13 protein-coding genes are annotated in these 15,218 nt (G+C 70.6%); 5 read left to right on the top strand and 8 right to left on the bottom strand.

Features of this window, described 5'->3' with window-relative positions; all coding sequences use genetic code 11:
- Positions 1 to 15 precede the first annotated feature (15 nt).
- The 3 genes from AC3RXY_RS07440 to guaB1 form a co-directional block, all read right to left on the bottom strand.
- Positions 16 to 1,068, bottom strand: a complete 1,053-nt coding sequence (locus AC3RXY_RS07440) for a hemolysin family protein (protein ID WP_491510267.1) — start codon at positions 1,066 to 1,068, stop codon at positions 16 to 18.
- Entirely contained in the window at positions 1,065 to 2,414 is a 1,350-nt protein-coding gene (locus tag AC3RXY_RS07435) for a hemolysin family protein (RefSeq protein WP_491510266.1), read from the bottom strand. Before AC3RXY_RS07435 ends, AC3RXY_RS07440 begins: the two co-directional genes overlap by 4 nt.
- Before the next feature lie 149 nt (positions 2,415 to 2,563).
- On the bottom strand, positions 2,564 to 4,036 hold the full coding sequence (gene guaB1 / locus AC3RXY_RS07430) for a GMP reductase (protein ID WP_491510265.1): 1,473 nt from the start codon (positions 4,034 to 4,036) through the stop codon (positions 2,564 to 2,566).
- Positions 4,037 to 4,237: 201 nt separating this feature from the next.
- Here guaB1 and AC3RXY_RS07425 point away from each other — a divergent pair, with 201 nt between their 5' ends.
- Positions 4,238 to 7,912, top strand: a complete 3,675-nt coding sequence (locus AC3RXY_RS07425; RefSeq protein ID WP_491510264.1) for a multifunctional oxoglutarate decarboxylase/oxoglutarate dehydrogenase thiamine pyrophosphate-binding subunit/dihydrolipoyllysine-residue succinyltransferase subunit — start codon at positions 4,238 to 4,240, stop codon at positions 7,910 to 7,912.
- A 117-nt stretch (positions 7,913 to 8,029) separates the two neighbouring features.
- Here AC3RXY_RS07425 and AC3RXY_RS07420 read toward each other — a convergent pair whose 3' ends face one another.
- The 4 genes from AC3RXY_RS07420 to AC3RXY_RS07405 form a co-directional block, all read right to left on the bottom strand.
- Positions 8,030 to 8,980 carry an ornithine cyclodeaminase family protein gene (locus AC3RXY_RS07420; protein ID WP_491510263.1) on the bottom strand — a complete coding sequence of 317 codons (951 nt, stop codon included), beginning with the start codon at positions 8,978 to 8,980 and terminating at the stop codon, positions 8,030 to 8,032.
- 5 nt (positions 8,981 to 8,985) lie between these two features.
- Positions 8,986 to 10,293, bottom strand: coding sequence for a GNAT family N-acetyltransferase (locus tag AC3RXY_RS07415; RefSeq protein WP_491510262.1), 1,308 nt, complete (start codon positions 10,291 to 10,293; stop codon positions 8,986 to 8,988).
- A gap of 103 nt (positions 10,294 to 10,396) precedes the next feature.
- Entirely contained in the window at positions 10,397 to 10,642 is a 246-nt protein-coding gene (locus AC3RXY_RS07410; RefSeq protein WP_491510261.1) for an anti-sigma factor family protein, read from the bottom strand.
- Positions 10,639 to 11,256: a sigma-70 family RNA polymerase sigma factor gene (locus AC3RXY_RS07405; RefSeq protein WP_491510422.1), complete on the bottom strand. Its 618-nt coding sequence runs from the start codon at positions 11,254 to 11,256 to the stop codon at positions 10,639 to 10,641. Before AC3RXY_RS07405 ends, AC3RXY_RS07410 begins: the two co-directional genes overlap by 4 nt.
- Positions 11,257 to 11,388: 132 nt before the next feature.
- Here AC3RXY_RS07405 and aroA point away from each other — a divergent pair, with 132 nt between their 5' ends.
- The 3 genes from aroA to bcp are packed head-to-tail and all read left to right on the top strand — an operon-like array spanning position 11,389 to position 14,301.
- On the top strand, positions 11,389 to 12,723 hold the full coding sequence (gene aroA, locus AC3RXY_RS07400; RefSeq protein WP_491510260.1) for a 3-phosphoshikimate 1-carboxyvinyltransferase: 1,335 nt from the start codon (positions 11,389 to 11,391) through the stop codon (positions 12,721 to 12,723).
- Positions 12,720 to 13,766, top strand: a complete 1,047-nt coding sequence (gene rsgA, locus AC3RXY_RS07395) for a ribosome small subunit-dependent GTPase A (RefSeq protein ID WP_491510259.1) — start codon at positions 12,720 to 12,722, stop codon at positions 13,764 to 13,766. Before aroA ends, rsgA begins: the two co-directional genes overlap by 4 nt.
- A 58-nt stretch (positions 13,767 to 13,824) precedes the next feature.
- On the top strand, positions 13,825 to 14,301 hold the full coding sequence (bcp, locus tag AC3RXY_RS07390) for a thioredoxin-dependent thiol peroxidase (RefSeq protein ID WP_491510258.1): 477 nt from the start codon (positions 13,825 to 13,827) through the stop codon (positions 14,299 to 14,301).
- A 13-nt stretch (positions 14,302 to 14,314) separates the two neighbouring features.
- Here bcp and AC3RXY_RS07385 read toward each other — a convergent pair whose 3' ends face one another.
- Complete coding sequence (locus AC3RXY_RS07385) at positions 14,315 to 14,710, bottom strand: hypothetical protein (protein ID WP_491510257.1); 396 nt, start codon at positions 14,708 to 14,710, stop codon at positions 14,315 to 14,317.
- Between the two features lie 214 nt (positions 14,711 to 14,924).
- On the opposite strand from AC3RXY_RS07385, the gene AC3RXY_RS07380 reads away from it, so the two are divergent.
- Positions 14,925 to 15,173, top strand: a complete 249-nt coding sequence (locus tag AC3RXY_RS07380) for a WhiB family transcriptional regulator (protein ID WP_067248175.1) — start codon at positions 14,925 to 14,927, stop codon at positions 15,171 to 15,173.
- Positions 15,174 to 15,218: the final 45 nt, after the last annotated feature.

Here is a 15,218-nt window from a genome sequence, read left to right as displayed (position 1 = left end):
TCGACGCAGCCGCCGTCAGCGGCCGTGACCGCGCCGGGTGGCGTCCTGCACCTCTCCGACGAGCTCCTCGAGGATGTCCTCCAGGAACAGCACAGCGGTGGTCCTGCCGGACTCGTCGCGCACACGCGCCAGGTGGCGGCCGGCGCGGCGCATGAGGGCCAGCACGTCCTCCAGGTCGCTGGACTCCTGCACGGGGACCATGTGATGGATCCGCTTGGACTTCAGCGGGGTCTCCGCCTTCACGGCGTCCTCCGCTTCGCGCAGCACGTCCTTCAGGTGCACGTAGCCGACCGGCTCACCCTGAGCGTCGACGATGACGTATCGCGAGAAGCCGTGCTTGGCGACCGCGCGCTCCACGTCGTCCGGTGTCGCCGTCTCGGGCAGCGTCACGAGCTGGTCGAGCGGGACGGCCACGTCGCGGGCCTTCTTGTCCGTGAACTCCACGGCCGCGGCGACCGCGCCGGAGACGTCGTCGAGGACGCCCTCGATGCGCGACTGGTTCACGATCGTGGCGACCTCGTCGAGCGTGAAGGTCGAGGCTGCCTCGTCCTTCGGCTCGACGCGGAACAGCCGCACGATGTGGTTCGCGATCCAGTTGAGCGCCACGATCAGCGGGTGGAACACCCGTGACACCCACACCAGCGGGGTCGCCAGCAGGAGCACCGCACGGTCCGGCACCGAGAACGCGAGGTTCTTCGGAACCATCTCGCCGAACACCACGTGCAGGTACGAGACCAGCAGAAGGGTGATCACGAACGCGACGACGTCGACGACCGCTTCGCCCCATCCGGTCAGGCCCAGCGGCACCACCAGGAGGTGATGGATCGCGGGCTCAGAGACGTTCAGGATCAGCAGGGAGCAGATCGTGATGCCCAGCTGGCTCGTCGCCAGCATCAGCGTCGCGTGCTCCATCGCCCACAGGGCGGTCTTCGCCGCGCGGGAGCCCTTCTCTGCCAGCGGCTCGATCTGCGAGCGACGCGCGGAGATCACCGCGAACTCCGAGGCGACGAAGAAGGCGTTGAACACCAGGAGCACGACCAGCCATGCGATTCCAGCCCAGTCGTTCATCGCCGCTCACCTCCCTCGCTGGCCGCTTCTCTGCCGGCCGGCTCCTCTGAGCCCGGCAGCGGGTGCGGAACGAATCGCACCCGGTCGACGCGACGCCCGGCCATCCGCTGCACCGTGAGCGTGCCGTCCTCGATCTCGACCTCGTCTCCGACGACCGGAACGCGTTCGAGCTCGGCCATCAGGAAGCCGCCGACGGTGTCGTAGTCATCGCCCTCCGGCACGCGGATGCCGGTGCGGTCCAGCACCTCGTCCGGGCGCAGCTCACCGGGGAAGATCACGGACTCGCCGGCGCGCACGACGCCGGCCCTGCTGCGATCATGCTCGTCGAGCACTTCTCCGACGATCTCCTCGACGAGGTCCTCGAGGGTGACGATGCCGGCGGTGCCGCCGTACTCGTCCACGACGACGGCCATCTGGTAGCCGCGTCCCCGCAGCTCGGCCAGCAGGCCGTCCAGGTGAACGGCCTCCGGAATGCGCAGGGCTTCCTCTGCGATCGCCGCGGCAGGCACGTCGGAGCGACGGTCGCGCGGTACGGCGACGGCCTGCTTGAGGTGCGCGATGCCGACGATGTCGTCCATCGAGTCGTCGTACACCGGGAACCGGCTGTGCCCGGTGCGGCGGGCGAGCTGGATGACGTCCTCGACGCTGTCCCCGGCGGCCACGGCGTGGATGCTCGGACGCGGGGTCATGACATCGGCCGTCGACAGCCGGGTGAAGGTGAGCGTGCGGTCCAGGAGCGAAGCGGTGTCCTGTTCGAGCACGCCGGCGCTGGCGGAGCGCCGCACGAGGCTGGACAGCTCCTCCGCGGTGCGCGCTCCCGAGAGCTCTTCCTTGGGCTCGATGCCCATCGCGCGCAGGACGCCGTTCGCGCTGCCGTTGAGCAGACGGATCGCCGGACGGAACACCGTCGTGAAGGCGACCTGGAAGGGCATCACGAGCTTGGCCGTCTGCCGCGGCACGGCGAGGGCGAAGTTCTTCGGCACCAGCTCACCGATGATCATCGAGAAGATCGTCGCGACCGCCATCGCGATGGTCGCCGAGACCGGCCGGATGGCCGCCTCGGGCAGATTCACCGAGAGCAGCAGAGGGCGCATCAGGTTCGACAGCGCCGGCTCCATGGTGTAACCGGTGAGCAGCGTCGTGAGAGTGATGCCCAGCTGCGCGCTGGAGAGGTGCGTCGAGGTGATCCGCAACGCGTTGATGGTCAACGAGAGCCGTGATTCGCCGGCGGCGCGACGGGCCTCGAGGTCGGCTCGGTCGAGGTTCACGAGCGCGAACTCGCTCGCGACGAACAGACCGGTGCCGATGGTGAGCAGGAGCCCCACTCCCAGCATGACGTAATCCATCAGGCATGCCCCCCTTCGCGCCGCAGAATGCGCACGCATCGGAAGGTCGGGTCGTGGGGCTGGGGACTATGAGAAGGAGGGTCGTCCATTGTGCCGAAGAGTTTACGGCATCGGGGTGACCGTTCCGGTCGCCCCGATGCAATCCGGCGTCACCAGCTGACCGGGAGCGCCTTGCCCTCCTCGTAGCCGGCTGCGGACTGCAGTCCCACGGTGGCGCGCTCGTGGAACTCCGCCACCGTCGCGGCACCGGCATAGGTGAAGGACGAACGCACGCCGGAGGTGATCATGTCCACGAGGTCCTCCACGCTGGGGCGCAGCGGGTCCAGGTACACCGTCGAGGAGGAGATGCCCTCGGCGAACAGCTCTTTGCGGGCGCGCTCGTACGCGTCCAGGCGGCCGAAGCGCGCCTGCACGGCCTTGCTGGAGGCCATCCCCCACGACTCCTTGTAGACGCGTCCGTCGGCATCGCGGTGGAGTTCTCCCGGCGCCTCGAGCGTGCCGGCGAACCACGAACCGATCATCACCGAGCCGGCCCCCGCGGCGAGCGCGAGCGCGACGTCGCGGGGATACCGCACGCCGCCGTCCGCCCACACATGCGCTCCGGCGGCACGGGCGGCCTCGGAGGTCTCCAGCACGGCGGAGAACTGCGGACGCCCGACCGCCGTCATCATGCGGGTCGTGCACATCGCACCAGGACCGACGCCGACCTTCAGGATGGACGCCCCCGCCTCGACGAGGTCGGCGACCCCCTCCGCCGTGACGATGTTGCCGGCAACGATCGGCACGCCCAGTCCCAGGCCGCCGATCGTGCGCAGCGCACGCAGCATCGACTCCTGGTGGCCGTGGGCGGTGTCGACCACGAGGACGTCGACGCCGGCGGCGACGAGGGCGCCGGCCTTCTCCGCGACGTCTCCGTTGATGCCGACCGCCGCGGCGACCGCCAGGCGGCCCTCGGCGTCGATCGCCGGGGGGTAGAGGGTCGAGCGCAGCGCGGTGCGGCGCGACAGGGTTCCGACCAGATGCCCGTGGTCGAAGACGCCGACGGTCTCCACACCGGTCTCCTCGGCGAGGGCGTGCAGGGCATCGAAGGCGGCGCGTCCTTCCCCGATGCCCTCGGCGTCGAGACCGGGTGCCGCACCGCGCACCAGGTCGCCCAGCAGCGCGTCCGGCAGGGCCGTCGCGAGACGGGACGCCGGCAGGATTCCGACCACGTCGGTCATCTCGACCGGGCCGGGGCCCGTCGCCTCGGCCACGACGATGCCGTGGCCGTCGAGCGGCGGCATGACGCGAAGCGCGGCGGCCACGGTGGTGCCAGGGGAGAGCACGAGCGGCGTGTCCCAGCGCACCGGCTGGCGCTTGACCCATCGGATCGCCGCGGCGAGCTCCTGCAGCGGGATGTCCTGCGGGAGCACCGCGAGCCCGCCGCGGCGGGCGAGCGTCGCCGCCAGGCGCGGACCGGTCACCGAGTTCATGTTGGATGCGACCAGCGGCAGCCGCGCCGGCGTGCCGTCGTGCGGGGTCAGGTCGACCTCCAGACGCGAGGTCACGCCCGATCGCCGTGGCATGAGGAACACGTCCGAATAGGTCAGATCGACCGTGGGGGCCGCACCGGAGAATCGCATGGCTTCAGGGTAGCGGTGCGTGCCGGTCGGGCTCGGCGGCGGAGCACGGATGGTTCCGGCGATCGCCGGGCGATCCGGTGCCGCCGGATGCGCCCGGTAAATCCCGAAACCCGTTAGGCTTGAAACCTGAGCGCGTGTTGGAAAGCCCGGTCCGCGGGCGGCGCGCGACAGGATCTTCAGCGACGAAAGAGGGCGACCAGCGTGTCGGATCAGACGACTGGCGTAGGAACAGCAGCTGACGGGGGTTTCGGGGCCAATTCGTGGCTTGTCGAGGAGCTCTACGAGCAGTTCAAGGTAAACCGCGACTCGGTCGACAAGGAGTGGTGGCCCGTTCTGGAGAACTACGGTCGCGCCAGCGCTCCGGCGGCCACCGCGCGGACCGAGACCATCAATGAGGCCGCTCCCCCGACCGCGCCGGTGCGCGTGATCGGCTCGCAGCCGGTGGCCCGCACCACGGCGAAGCCCGCCGCTCAGGCTCCGATCCCGGCGCAGGCACCGGCACCCAAGGCGGAGTCGGCCGAGCCCGCGAGCGAGAACGACTCCGACAAGATCACCACCCTCCGCGGCATGCCGAAGACCCTCGCGGCCAACATGGACGAGTCGCTGACCGTCCCCACCGCGACGAGCGTGCGCAGCATCCCGGCGAAGCTGATGATCGACAACCGCATCGTCATCAACAACCACATGGCGCGTACCCGCGGCGGCAAGGTCAGCTTCACCCACCTCATCGGCTGGGCGCTCATCCAGGCCCTCAAGTCGTTCCCGAGCCAGAACGTCTTCTACGCCGAGATCGACGGCAAGCCGTCCGTCGTCGCCCCCGCGCACATCAACCTCGGCATCGCGATCGACCTGCCCAAGCCCGACGGCACGCGCGCTCTGATGGTGCCCAGCATCAAGCGCGCAGAGTCGATGACGTTCAACGAGTACCTGGTCGCCTACGAGGACCTCGTCAAGCGCGCCCGCGGCGGCAAGCTCACCGCCGCCGATTTCCAGGGCACCACGATCTCGCTGACGAACCCCGGCGGCATCGGCACGGTGCACTCCGTGCCGCGCCTGATGAAGGGCCAGGGCTGCATCGTCGGCGCCGGCGCCCTGGAGTACCCGGCCGAGTTCCAGGGCTCCAATGAGAAGACCCTGGCCGAGCTGGGCGTCGGCAAGGTCATCACCCTCACCAGCACCTACGACCACCGTGTCATTCAGGGTGCCGGCTCTGGCGAGTTCCTCAAGATCGTCCACGAGCTGCTGATCGGCAAGAACGACTTCTACGAGGAGATCTTCGCCGCCCTCCGGATCCCCTACGCCCCGATCCGCTGGGCCGGCGACATCTCGGTCGACCTCGCCGAGCGCGTCGACAAGGCGACGCGCGTGCAGGAGCTCATCAACGCGTTCCGCGTACGCGGCCATCTCATGGCCGACACCGATCCCCTCGAGTACGTCCAGCGCTCGCACCCCGACCTCGAGATCGAGTCGCACGGTCTGACGTTCTGGGACCTCGACCGGGAGTTCGTCGTTGGCGGTTTCGGCGGCCGGCGCACGATGAAGCTGCGCGACATCCTCGGCGTCCTGCGCGACTCGTACTGCCGCACGATCGGCATCGAGTACATGCACATCCAGGACCCGGACCAGCGGGCGTGGTTCCAGCAGAAGGTCGAGGTGAAGTACCAGAAGCCCGGCCACGAGGAGCAGCTGCGCATCCTCAGCAAGCTCAACGAGGCCGAGGCGTTCGAGACCTTCCTGCAGACGAAGTTCGTCGGGCAGAAGCGCTTCTCCCTCGAGGGCGGCGAGTCGCTCATCCCGATGCTCGACGAGATCCTGCAGGGCGCGGCGGCGGCGGGCCTGGACGGTGCCGCGATCGGCATGGCCCACCGCGGTCGCCTGAACGTCCTCACCAACATCGCCGGCAAGACCTACGGCCAGGTGTTCCGCGAGTTCGAGGGCAGCCTCACCCCGGGCAACCAGCGCGGCTCCGGCGATGTGAAGTACCACCTCGGCACCGAGGGCACCTTCGTCGCGGACGACGGCTCAGAGATCCCGGTCTACCTCGCCGCCAACCCCTCGCACCTGGAGACGGTCGACGGCGTGCTGGAGGGCATCGTCCGCGCCAAGCAGGATCGCAAGCCCATCGGATCGTTCACCTGGCTGCCGATCCTCGTCCACGGCGATGCGGCGTTCGCGGGCCAGGGCGTGGTGGTCGAGACGCTGCAGATGTCGCAGCTGCGCGGATTCCGCACCGGCGGCACCGTGCACATCGTCGTCAACAACCAGGTCGGCTTCACCACGCTCCCCCAGGACAGCCGCACATCGGTGTACGCCACCGACGTCGCCAAGACCATCCAGGCGCCGGTCCTGCATGTCAACGGCGACGACCCGGAGGCTGTCGTGCACGTCGCCCAGCTGGCCTTCGAGTATCGCGAGCGCTTCCACCGCGACATCGTGATCGATCTGGTCTGTTACCGCCGCCGTGGCCACAACGAGGGCGACGACCCGTCGATGACCCAGCCGCTGATGACCGACCTGATCCAGGCCAAGCGCTCCGTGCGCAGCCTCTACACCGAGTCGCTCGTCGGCCGCGGCGACATCACCGAGGAGCAGTACGAAGAGGCCAAGCGCGACTTCCAGAACCGCCTGGAGGTGGCGTTCGCCGAGACGCACGCCGCGGAGACCGGTGCGACGCCGATCGCCCCGGAGCTCACCCTCGCCGAGCCGGACACCCTCCCCGAGTCGACCGGCATCAGCGACCATGTCGTCCGCCTGATCGGCGATGCGCACGCGAACCGTCCAGAGGGCTTCACGGTCCACTCCAAGCTCAAGCAGCTCCTCGACCGCCGGGTCGAGATGAGCCGCAACGGCGGGATCGACTGGGGCTTCGGCGAGCTGCTCGCGTTCGGCTCGCTCCTGGTCGAGGGCACCCCGGTGCGCCTGGCCGGACAGGACGCCAGGCGCGGAACGTTCGTGCAGCGTCACGCTGTCCTCCACGACCGCGCCAACGGCCAGGAATGGCTGCCGCTGGCGAACCTCACCGAGAACCAGGGGCGCCTCTGGGTCTACGACTCGCTCCTCAGCGAGTACGCGGCGATGGCGTTCGAGTACGGCTACTCGGTCGAGAACCCCAACACGCTCGTGCTGTGGGAGGGCCAGTTCGGCGACTTCGCCAACGGCGCGCAGTCGGTGATCGACGAGTACATCTCCTCGGCAGAGCAGAAGTGGGGACAGCGCTCGAGCGTCGTCCTGCTGCTTCCGCACGGCTACGAGGGCCAGGGCCCTGACCACTCCTCCGCACGCATGGAGCGGTACCTGCAGCTGTGCGCTCAGGACAACATGACCGTCGCGCGCCCGTCGACGCCGGCGTCGTACTTCCACCTGCTGCGCCGTCAGGCATACGCGCGTCCGCGCCGTCCCCTGATCGTGTTCACCCCGAAGGCGATGCTGCGCCTGCGCGGTGCGACCAGCCCGGTGGAGGACTTCACGAGCGGTCGCTTCGAGCCCGTGCTCGATGATGACCGCGGCGTGCACGGTTCCTCCGTCACCCGTGTGCTGCTGCACTCCGGCAAGATCCACTGGGACCTCCGTTCCGAGCTCGACAAGAACCCGGACCCGACGATCGCCCTGGTGCGCCTCGAGCAGTTCTATCCGGCGCCGATCGACGAGCTGCGCGCCGTGATCGATCGCTACCCGAACGCCGAGTTGGTGTGGGTGCAGGACGAGCCGGAGAACCAGGGCGCCTGGCCGTTCATCGCGCTGGAGATCCAGCCGCAGCTGGGCGGTCGCCCCGTGCGCGTCATCTCGCGTGCGTCCTCCGCGTCTCCCGCCACCGGTTCGTCGAAGGTGCACGCGATCGAGCAGGCCGAGATCCTGCACGCCGCGCTCAGTCACTGACGTCGCCACGAAGCCCCGGGGTCCGCTCGCGCGACCCCGGGGCTTCGTGCTCCCGGGAACATCGCGCTCCCCGGTACCGCGGGATCGCGACCGGATGGCGCCGCGCGGCACCCGGAGTCAGGCCGCGGCGGCGACCGCGGTGGCGACCGCGAGGTCCTGCCAGGCCATCCCGGCGCTCTTGAACACCACCGGACGATCGGCCGCCGGCGCCACCCGCCCGGTGACGATCTCCGCCATCGGCACGAGCGCATCCGCCGCAAGGGTCTCCTCGGCGATCGCCAGCACGACGTCGCCGCACTCCCGGAGCGCGGTGTCGACGTCCTCGACGATCACCTGAGCGCGGCCGAGCAGGGCGGCGTCGAGCTCACGGGCGTCCGGCTCATGCGATCCGACCGCGATCACCACCGCATCCGGCGCGACCAGGTCTCCGGCGAAAAGGGGCTCCCTGGCCGTCGTCGCACAGACGACCAGCCCCGCCGCCGCGGTGGCACGGTGCGCGGCCGCGGTGCCCGCCCGGAGAGCACCGGCGCCGTCGGGCAGGTCGGCGCGTGCGGGTTCCCGCACGACCACGTCGACCGCGCCGATCTCACGCTCCCCCGTCAGCATGGCGCGCAGCGTACGCAGGTGCCCGTGCGCCTGGGGGCCGGCGCCGTAGAGCACGACGCGCAACGGATCACGGTGCGCCCGCAGCGCCGGCAGCACCCCGGCGATGGACACCGCCGGGGTGCGGATCGCCGTGAGCGCGGCCGCGTCCATCAGCAGCCGCGGGGCGAGGGTATCGGCGTCGAACAGCGCGTAGATCCCCTGGATGCGCGGCAGGCCGCGCGCCGGGTTCTGCGGGGCGACCGTGAGCGCTTTCACCCCTGCCGCGGTCCGCACCCCGCCGGCGGTCAGCTCGGACGGCATGAGCAGGTAGTGCCCGTCGCTGAAGTGCGGGGCCGTGCGCGGCAGATCGTGTTCTGGACGGAACCCATCGCGCAGCACGCGCTCGATGGCGCCCACCGCGGACGCCGGATCGATCGCCGCGCTCACGGCACCGCCGTCGAGCCATCGCACCAGCCCGCTCATGCCGCTCAGTACCAGATGCTGAGGACCGGCGCCCGGTCGCCGCGCAGCGCCGCGTCGAGCGCCGTCACCGCCCCGGGGTCGCCCTGCAGGCGAAGGGCGTCGCGCAGGACAGCAGCGCTCACGCCGCCGAGGACCAGCGCGGACAGCTCCGCGACGCCGAGCTCGATGTCGGCCGGCGCGTCGTCGACGGGTTCGACGGTGGGGCGGTCCCCCGACGCCGCCGCGCGCACCCGCCACGTTCCCGCCGCGAACCCGAAGGGGTCGCTGACCGCGAGCACCACATCCAGCGGCGCGGAGAGCGTGCGCGCTCCGAGCACCGCGGGGACGTCGAGGATCCGCAGCCAGCCGTGGTCGTGCACGGTGAGCTCGACGCCGCGCTGATCTGCCACGAGCCAGGGCAGCGCCGCGTCCAGCGGCAGCAGATCGGCCTTCACCACGCGCACCAGGTCGTGCTGCACGGCGAAACGCCACAGCGCGGCGCGGGCCTCGGCGGTCTCGCCGATGATCTGGCGGATCGTCAGCTCGAACACGAAGTGCGGGCCGGTCGACTCCTCGAGCACATAGGACATCACCCCGCGCACCTCGCCGTCGGCGTCGAGATAGCGCACCCCGCGCACCGCCGTGCCCTGCTTGTCGTCCGGCATCAGCCCGGCCGACTGCTCCCAGCGCAGCGGCCACCCGGCGATCTGCCCGGCGCGCTCGCGGCGCACCCGCTCATGCAGCGCGCCGAGGTCGCCCGCGAGCCGGTCCCGGTCGATGTACTCCACGCGCCCCGGCGCCTCCGGTGCCCGCCATCCTGCGCGCGCAGTGTCGACGCGCACCCGGAGCACCGGAATGGCCGGGGCGAAGCCATAGCGGCCGTAGATCGTCGCCTCGGTCGCGGTCAGCCCCGCGATCGGCACGCCGGCGGTTGCGGCGGCGCGCAGCTCCCCCTCCAGCAGGGCGCGCGCGATGCCCCGACGACGGTGCGTCGCGGCGACCGTGACCGAGCTGATCGCCCACATCGGGATCTCCCCGCCCGGGAGCGTGAGGGGGGTGACCCAGGAGTTCACCGTCGCGATCGGCAGGGTACCCGGCACGACGTCGCGATCGAAGACGCCGATGTTGCGGCGATCCGCGAGCGACGGTCGGATCCGGCTGAGCGCCTCCGCCGTCGGCCGGGCGTCCATGAACCCGCGCGCGTCCGCCCGCAGGAACGCGTCGGCGTCCGCCTGGTCTGCGGTGTCGATGAGGCGGTACTCCAGTCCCCGCCCGGACAGGGCTTCCGCGGACGTCGGGTCGACAGGAACGGTGCGCGCGTCGAGAAGGCTCATACCGCAAGCCTATGTCGCGCGTCGGCGCGGCGTCGGGCAGAGACGGCACGGGAACACGAACACCGGCGAGGCCGGCGGGTGCCAGACACACCCGGCACGAGCGTCAGTGCTCGCTGGCCTGAACCGCCCGCAGCCGGGCGATGACCTGGATCTTCAGCTCTTCCGGGGCGGTCTCCTTGCACGCCCGCGAGATCACCTCGGTGAGGGCCCGCGCCACGATCGCCTCATCACGGCACGACGGGCAGTGCGCCAGATGCTCCTGAATATCGGCGTGCTCGGTCTTGCAGACCTCGTTGCGCAAATACTCTTCGAGGTCGCGGCGCGCTTTCTCGCAGCCACAATCACTCATCTCTCACTCCTCGTCCCTGACGCCCGGATGCCGCGCTCGACCGCATAGTCGGCCAGCAGGTCCCGGAGCAGCCGGCGGCCACGATGCAGCCGGCTCATGACCGTGCCGATGGGCGTCTTCATGATGTCGGCGATCTCCTGATAAGCGAACCCCTCGACGTCGGCGAGGTACACCGCGAGGCGGAAGTCCTCGGGGATCGCCTGGAGGGCGTCCTTGACCACCGACGCCGGCATCCGGTCCATCGCCTCGACCTCGGCGGAACGGCTGCGGGTGGCCGTGGTGGACTCCGCCCCGCCGAGCTGCCAGTCTGCGAGATCGTCGATCGTGCCCTGGTACGGCTCGCGCTGCCTCTTGCGGTACACGTTGATGTACGCGTTGGTCATGATCCGGTACAGCCACGCCTTGAGGTTGGTCCCCTGCGTGAAACTCGACCAGGACGCGAAGGCCTTCACGAAGGTCTCCTGCACGAGGTCGGCGGCGTCCGCGGGGTTGCGCGTCATCCGCATGGCCGCGGCATAGAGCTGGTCCATGTAGGGGATCGCCTGCTCCTCGAACTCCCGCTGCGCGGTGTCGTCGACGGGCCCAGAGGAGCCGACCCCAGCTGTGTCGTCCATCACGGCCCAGTCTAGGTCCGCGTCGCTGAGGAGCTCGTCCACGCGCGGAGGGCTGAGCAGACTCATGTGTTCCTCCCCGTCGACCGTCTCGCCTCGGGCACCCTGTCGGTGCCGTTCAGTAGGGTGGAACCGATGAGCACTCACCGGTATTCCCCCCGCGCCGCAGGCAGCACAGGCTCTTATGCCGCCCCGACCGCCAGCGGCCCGCTGTCCGCATCGCTGACGATCCCCGGATCGAAGTCGCTCACCAACCGCGAGCTCGTGATCGCCGCCCTGGCCGACGGACCTGGCCGGCTGGTCGCCCCGCTGCACTCCGACGACTCCCGCTACATGGTCAGCGCCCTGCGGGCGATCGGCATCGGCGTCGAAGAGGTCGACGGGGACGGTGAGTTCGGTCCAGACCTCATCGTCACCCCGGGGCGGATCACCGGCGGGGGCACGGTCGACTGCGGCCAGGCCGGCACGGTCATGCGCTTCGTCGCCCCCCTGGCGGGTCTCGCCGAGGGCGAGGTGCTCATCACCGCGCATGAGAGCGCTCTGCACCGGCCGATGGGCGCGATGATCCAGGCGCTGCGCGACCTCGGCGTCGACGTGGACGACGAGGGCGGCTGGTCGCTTCCCTTCACCATCCGCGGCCACGGGCACATCCGGGGCGGACGCATCGAGATCGACGCGTCGGCGTCGAGTCAGTTCGTCTCCGGCCTGCTGCTCGCCGCACCGCGCTTCGACGTCGGGCTGCACCTCGTGCACACCGGCGAGCGCCTGCCGAGCCTGCCCCACATCGACATGACGATCGAAGCGCTCAGCCGCCGCGGCATCCGCATCGAGCGTCCCGCCCCCGGCGAATGGCTCGTCGAAGCGGGCGTGCCGCGGGCCAAGGAGATCTCGATCGAGCCCGATCTCTCCAATGCCGCGCCGTTCCTGGCCGCGGCGCTCGTCGCCGGTGGGGAGGTCGCGGTGTCCGGCTGGCCGATCCACTCCACCCAGCCCGGCGCGATGCTGCCGGAGCTCCTCACCGCGCTCGGCGCCCACGCGCACCGCCGGAGCGGTGTGCTCACCGTGCGGGCCGGCGACGGCATCCGCGGTCTCGATCTCGACCTCGGTGAGGCCGGCGAGCTCGCGCCGACGATCGTCGGCCTCGCCGCGTTCGCGGATGGGCCGACGACCATCCGCGGGATCGGGCACATCCGGATGCACGAGACCGACCGCATCGCCGCCCTGATCGGCAACCTGCGGGCGCTCGGCGGTGAGATCGACGAGCTCGAGGACGGCGTGCGCATCACGCCGGTGCCGCTGCACGGCGGGGTCTGGGCCGCGCATCACGACCACCGCATGGCGACCACCGGCGCGCTGATGGGCCTGCGCACCCCCGGTGTCGAGATCGACGACATCGGCACGACGGCCAAGACGCTCCCCGAGTTCACCATGATCTGGGAGCGCATGCTGCGCGGAGGCGCCTCCGCGTGAGCTGGCTCGCAGACGACGAGGACGACGAGGGCCTGGACGCCTTCGATGAGAGCCGCGTCCGTGTGCGGCCGAACCCGAAGGCCAACCGCCCCCGGACCAAGCGGCGCCCCGCTCACGAGGATGCCGAGACGGGCCGGGTCCTGGGCGTCGACCGCGGTCGCTACGCTGTCCTGCTCGGCGAGGACACCGCGCAGGAGCGCACGATCACCGCGGCGCGGGCCAGGGAACTGCGGCGGATGCCCATCGTCACCGGCGATGCAGCACGCGTGGTCGGCGACACCTCCGGCGCGGAGGGCACGCTCGGCCGCATCGTCGGCGTCGAGGATCGCACCTCGCTCCTGCGGCGCAGCGCCGACGACACCGACCAGGTCGAGCGCGTCGTGGTGGCCAACGCCGACCAGATGCTGATCGTCGTCGCGGCGGCGGACCCGGAGCCGCGGCCGCGACTGGTCGATCGCTACCTGGTCGCCGCGCTCGACGCGGGCATCCGGCCGCTCCTGGTCGTGACGAAGACCGACCTCTCCGACCCGGCGTCGTTCCTGTCCCACTTCGACGCGCTCGACGATCTGCGGGTGTTCACGTCCGCACGCGGCCGGATGCCGCTGGACGAGATCGGCGAGGCCGTCACCGGACACGCGACGGTGTTCGTCGGGCACTCCGGAGTGGGCAAGTCCACCCTCGTCAACGCCCTCGTGCCGGAGGCCGGACGGGCTACCGGGCACGTCAACCAGGTGACCGGCCGAGGACGCCACACATCCTCGTCGACGGTGTCCCTGCGCTACCGCGGCCCCACCGGGAGCGGATGGGTCATCGACACCCCGGGCGTGCGCTCTTTCGGTCTCGGTCACATCGACCCGGACAACGTGCTGCGCGCGTTCACCGACCTGGCCGAGATCGCCGCGGAGTGCCCGCGGGGGTGCACCCATCTGCCCGACGCGCCGGACTGCGCGCTGATCGAGGCCGTCGAGCGCGGTGACCTTGCCGCGAGCCGTCTGGACTCCCTGCAGCGGCTGCTCGAACTGCAACGCCAGCGCGCGGCGTAGCACCGGCGCGGCGGGGGCACGGGGCCGGCCTCCCGGCCGGGCGGATTAGGCTGTGAGCATGACCTCGCGCCTGGAACCCGGAACCGCCGCCCCCGACTTCCGCCTCACCGACCAGGACGGCGCGTCCGTCTCTCTCGGCGATCTGCGCGGGGGCAAGGCGATCCTGTTCTTCTACCCGGCGGCGATGACCCCGGGATGCACGAAGGAGGCCTGCGACTTCCGGGACAGCATGGCGTCCCTGGAGTCCGCCGGCTACGCGGTGGTCGGCATCTCGCGCGACGAGCCGGCGAAGCTCGCGACGTTCCGCGAGCGCGACGGCCTGACGTACCCGCTCCTGAGCGACCCCGATCACGCCGTGCACGAGGCCTACGGCGCCTGGGGAGAGAAGCAGAACTACGGCAAGACCGTCCTCGGCGTGATCCGCTCGACGTTCGTGCTCGACGAGGACGGCGTGATCACCGAGGCGCTCTACAACGTCAAGGCCACCGGCCACGTCGCCCGGCTCCGCAAGCTGCTCGGCATCGACGCGGCCTGACCGCCGCAGCGGTTCAGTCGTCTTCCGCCGGCTCGGGATCGCGCCCTTCCCGCCGGGCGCTGGCGAGGATCAGCACGAGGCCGAGCAGTCCTGGCACCCCGACGAAGAGCAAGACCCCTCCCGGCACAGGGCGCACGCTCAGCGCGCTGAGCGCCACCGCGATCGCGATCACCTGCAGCACGACGCCCGCCGACCGTGCCCACGACCGACCGCGCGCGACCGCGATCCCGAAGACCATCAGCCCGACCGCTCCGGCCAGGGTGAGGACGATCAGGGCCACCGCGGAGACCGGCACAGCCGCCTGGCCGGAGAACAGCCCCCAGCCCTCGGCGAACGCGATCACGAGCAGCGCGATCCCCTCCAGCATGAGGACGGTCCCGGCGGCGCGGGCAAGGGCAGGGGCACGCATCAGTATCTCCTGGGTTGGGGAACGACCGGTTTCATACATACCAACTGGTGCATAACTCTTGATTACTTCCGTCTCCTGTACGACAATAGTTCACAGCCATGTGCTCCCACAGCGACGTGGGGCGAGCCTTCTGCTCGCAACACGACATCTTGCCGACTGCCTCTCGATTTCCCTCAGCAGTCGTGCGCTATCAAGGAAACCCAGAGGAGCCCCCATGGACTGGCGCGACAAAGCCGCATGCCTCACTGTCGACCCCGAACTGTTCTTCCCCGTGGGGAACACCGGACCGGCGGTCGACCAGATCGAGAAGGCAAAGGCCGTCTGCGCCCGGTGCACCGTCACCGAGATCTGCCTGCAGTACGCCCTGGAGTCCAGCCAGGACTCCGGCGTCTGGGGCGGTCTCAGCGAGGACGAGCGTCGCGCCCTGAAGCGTCGCGCCGCACGCGCACGCCGCGCCAGCTGAGCGTTCCCCCGACCCCGGCCGCGCACGGCAGGAACGCACACCTCC

Source organism: Microbacterium longlingense (assembly GCF_058349825.2).
Note: the sequence above shows the minus strand (reverse complement) of the source record. Positions and strands in the feature narration are given on the sequence as shown.

Excerpts from the sequence above, each read along its gene's own strand:
- AC3RXY_RS07440 (WP_491510267.1), bottom strand. The coding sequence starts at position 1,068 with ATGAACGACTGGGCTGGAATCGCATGGCTGGTCGTGCTCCTGGTGTTC.
- AC3RXY_RS07435 (WP_491510266.1), bottom strand. The coding sequence starts at position 2,414 with ATGGATTACGTCATGCTGGGAGTGGGGCTCCTGCTCACCATCGGCACC.
- guaB1 (WP_491510265.1), bottom strand. The coding sequence starts at position 4,036 with ATGCGATTCTCCGGTGCGGCCCCCACGGTCGATCTGACCTATTCGGAC.
- AC3RXY_RS07420 (WP_491510263.1), bottom strand. The coding sequence starts at position 8,980 with ATGAGCGGGCTGGTGCGATGGCTCGACGGCGGTGCCGTGAGCGCGGCG.
- AC3RXY_RS07415 (WP_491510262.1), bottom strand. The coding sequence starts at position 10,293 with ATGAGCCTTCTCGACGCGCGCACCGTTCCTGTCGACCCGACGTCCGCG.
- AC3RXY_RS07410 (WP_491510261.1), bottom strand. The coding sequence starts at position 10,642 with ATGAGTGATTGTGGCTGCGAGAAAGCGCGCCGCGACCTCGAAGAGTAT.
- AC3RXY_RS07405 (WP_491510422.1), bottom strand. The coding sequence starts at position 11,256 with ATGGACGACACAGCTGGGGTCGGCTCCTCTGGGCCCGTCGACGACACC.
- aroA (WP_491510260.1), top strand. The coding sequence starts at position 11,389 with ATGAGCACTCACCGGTATTCCCCCCGCGCCGCAGGCAGCACAGGCTCT.
- bcp (WP_491510258.1), top strand. The coding sequence starts at position 13,825 with ATGACCTCGCGCCTGGAACCCGGAACCGCCGCCCCCGACTTCCGCCTC.
- AC3RXY_RS07385 (WP_491510257.1), bottom strand. The coding sequence starts at position 14,710 with ATGCGTGCCCCTGCCCTTGCCCGCGCCGCCGGGACCGTCCTCATGCTG.
- AC3RXY_RS07380 (WP_067248175.1), top strand. The coding sequence starts at position 14,925 with ATGGACTGGCGCGACAAAGCCGCATGCCTCACTGTCGACCCCGAACTG.